This is a genomic window from Shewanella sp. 10N.286.51.B2, from assembly GCF_041469265.1.
Lineage (GTDB): Bacteria > Pseudomonadota > Gammaproteobacteria > Enterobacterales > Shewanellaceae > Shewanella.
This window is the reverse complement of the sequence record NZ_JBFRKH010000090.1, coordinates 1-3,426: the sequence shown is the minus strand read 5'-3', so window position 1 is coordinate 3,426 and position 3,426 is coordinate 1. Positions and strand designations below refer to the sequence as shown.

The following is a 3,426-nucleotide window of genomic DNA, read 5'->3' as shown; positions in this document are numbered from 1 at the left end:
GCAGCGGATACAGTTTTCAGAGCCGTGCGGCACACTGGCGTAGACGCGACCTTGAGCGGCTTTTGCATCTCTAATCACCTCACCACCGTTCCAGCAGCCACCAAGGGTACTGACTTCATCCGATTTCACGGTGTTGCCACCAACCAGACACATCCCACACGAGCGTTCTTCCCAGCCTATCGGATTACGGTTAACCAATGCCGCCTGAATGCTATCATCACTGTGATACACCATCTTGCATTGGATTTGCTCCATCGAAGCATCTTTAAGGAAGTTGCGCACTGATTGTTTGGATTTCGCATCCAACTCACCATGCGCTTCATCCATTTTCTCTGCCATCACGGACGGGGTAATTTTGTTGTAGTAGATAGTCATCAACAGGCGTGTATGCCCCGCCAATAGCTTAGAAATGACAGGCAATGGTAGTTGCGTATCCATTGTATACGCCGTGATGAGTGAGACTCGTAAGCTGTGTAGGGGAAAAAGTGTGGCAAATTTAGCACCTTCACAAGTACCTTCTGAGTAATCCACAACCAGTTTTAGCCGTTCTCCGTTATCTAGGGTATTACCACGTTTTGCGAGTTGGTTTTCTAGCGTCAATAGGAGTTGATACCAGAAAGGCGCTACAGTTACGTCTGATATTGGTTTATGTTTATCCTCACCTTTTGCTGATGCATCACGAAACAGAAAGGCAATCTCGGCCATGCTTTCTAGCTGTTTGTTCGACTTTTTATTACCCGTGTGTTTTCTCAGCAGTGTGGTGCAATCGGTAGGTTTTGTAATCGGGTTGTATTTTTCTTGCCAGTTACGCAGTTTCTCAAGCCAGTACAGCACTTCATCATTTTGCCAAGGGATGATATAACCACGCTCTAGCTCATCTTTGTTTTGATCCGCAGTCTTATTGGTGTTGATATACAAGCCTGTAGAATACAGCCCAGTCATGGTGTCGTGAATACGGCGGAAGATGCCTTTTCCGAACGGGCGCTTTTCGCTGCCAAGTGCGAAGTCATGTTGGGTGTTCACTACCCATTGACCGTTTTCATAACGCCACGTATCGGCTTCGCCACTATCGAGTATTCGCACCTGATAGGTACGAAGCGGCAGGTGGAGTTTCATGAAAATCACCATCGCTTTGACAGGCGACCAGATTTGATGGACGGTGATTTTCTTATTCCCCTCTCCTTTAATATGGCGAGTCACCTCTTTGGTGCGCCACACACAATCAGGGTCGGACCCATCAATCAGCTCTGGCTCGACTTCAAACCAGTCACCATCGCCACCTCTTTCTCCTTGCCCTGTTTGCTGTTGCGCCCATGTCCAATGCTTGAAATGGCGATAATGATAGGCAGGCAGCAAGGTTTCACCGTCCTTGAGATTTTGCTCAATGACGGTGAGTTCAGTTTTATCAGGCAACGGACAAAGGATTTGGCGTAAGTCCTGAATGTAACGATACGGCAAAGGATTACGGACGGTTTCACTATGTAAAACTTGTCTTTTAATTTTACTGAGTGGGTTTTGAAACGCAGGTACTAGGTTGCCATTATCATCCTCGACAGAACAATGATGTTCAATAACAAAATCGATGAAGTCAGCAGGAATATTTACACTCGCTTGGATTTTATTTGGGTCATTGAGCGTATTTTTACCCAGTCTCTCCAGCTCTTCACTAGAACATAAATGTCCTTCATAACCATTGAAAAATAAATCTAGATTACTAATTGCATAAGGTGCACATTTAGCAATATAAGACTCAAAAAAGCGTGTCAGCGACCATAGTTTAGGGTCAATCGATGTGGTTTGTGCGGCCATCCACTCCGCTGCCAACTCCTGCCATTGTTGCCACTCCGCACCAAGCGTGGTGAGCATCCAAGAGAAGGTTAAATCCGATGAACGTCCATCATTTTTTATCTTTTTCGCCATTACTTACCTCTCAATTTTGGATGTTTGCCAGTGAAGTACCCCTGTGGGTCGATGTCATCAAAGCCATGCTCAACCAGTGCTTTCCAGTCGAGCGCTTTGACTTTGGATTCAGGGTTTGCCAGTTGCAGTGTCGCTTGGGTCAGTTCATCAGAGATTTCCTGCTGACCTTTGCCTGTGTAGGGGATTTGTGAATCGAGGGACTTATGGTGCATACAGCGTCGAATCACCAACGGGTTCAACCCTGAGCGTTCTAATCGTCTACCGTAATTATGGCGATGCCCGTGAGGGTCTTTACCTTCAACCTTGCTTTGCTCCAAACCAATGCGTTTCAAGCCGTTGGCGTAGTTATCATGGAAAGCGTTGATGGTGTAAGGGTTGCCGAAGGCGCTGTGATGAAAAGAAATAAACGCATAAGGGTGGTGACAGTCGATGCTGGCGCGGTACTTTTGATAGTTTTTCCAAAGTGACATAAACACTTTGCCGTAGTCGGTTGGGAACCACTGAACCTGTATGTAATTGTCTTTATGGTCAACCACACGGTTTTTCCAACCAAGATGTGCTGTGCCTTTCATGCGCTGGCGAGGGATGCGAGCATATTGCTCCTTTAGATATGCTTCTCTGTTTGGTGTACCAGAACGACTTCGCCAACCATCAGGGGCTTTGCCATCTATTTCGTTGTAAATTCGAACGATAGCACTATCTGGCTCATAGGGATCTTCAAACACGTCTGTCACCCAAAGCGTTAAAGCTTCACTTTCGCGTAACCCGCCACCGTGCATGAGAAGGAGTATTAACTTGTCCCTGAGTGCCACTCGTGGATCGCTCGCGCCACCGATGCCGTTTATATAAAAATCTTCCCAATGTTTTTCAGGAAAGGCGATAGCATCATCCTCGGTTTTAGTGAGTGGCGTGCGTCCTTTAATGGTTCGCGCCTTACGGATGGTTTTGTTGACGGTCTTATCTTCAATATGACCAAGGAAATCATTTTGGTTTTTTCGATACCATGCAGCGTAATTCAATCGCTGCTCATGAGGGGTAGCATCACGCAAGGGATTCATGGACGCAGTGCCGTGCTTGTTTGCCAACCAATCTGTAAATGCCGTCAATCGATGAATATGCTTATTCACGTTACTGGTTGAGCTTGGCACCCAATACAAACCTGATGGGTCAAGTCCATCCTCACCAATCGTTCCTGTATACAACCGCTTAGAAAAGGTCTGAAAGAGCAACTTCGGATCGTCAAACAATCCTCTATTTGCTTCCATATAATCCAGCAACAAGGACACCGCTTGAATAAACCCATTCATGACGGAGTTACTCACACCGTCTGCCTCTAGCTTGAGTAGGTAGTCTGTGACCGTACTTAACTCTCCTTGCTCAGTTAGCAAGATAGGCAGTTGGCTTTTGATGCCCGTATTGTCCTCTACAATCGTTGCTCTAACTTTTACTGATGACAAACTAACCTTCCGTGTACATATTAAACATATAATACACTATAGTCCTATG

The 3,426-nt window shown here is 46.1% G+C and carries 2 protein-coding genes; both read right to left on the bottom strand.

What is annotated here, in order from left to right:
* Positions 1-1,920, bottom strand: a 1,920-nt coding sequence (locus AB4140_RS19015; protein ID WP_372002204.1) for an integrase family protein, incomplete at its 3' end; no start/stop codon positions are given.
* A complete protein-coding gene (gmtY, locus tag AB4140_RS19010; protein WP_372002202.1) occupies positions 1,920-3,377 on the bottom strand; it encodes a gamma-mobile-trio recombinase GmtY in 1,458 nt (485 codons plus the stop codon). The genes gmtY and AB4140_RS19015, both read right to left, overlap by 1 nt.
* Positions 3,378-3,426 lie beyond the last annotated feature (49 nt).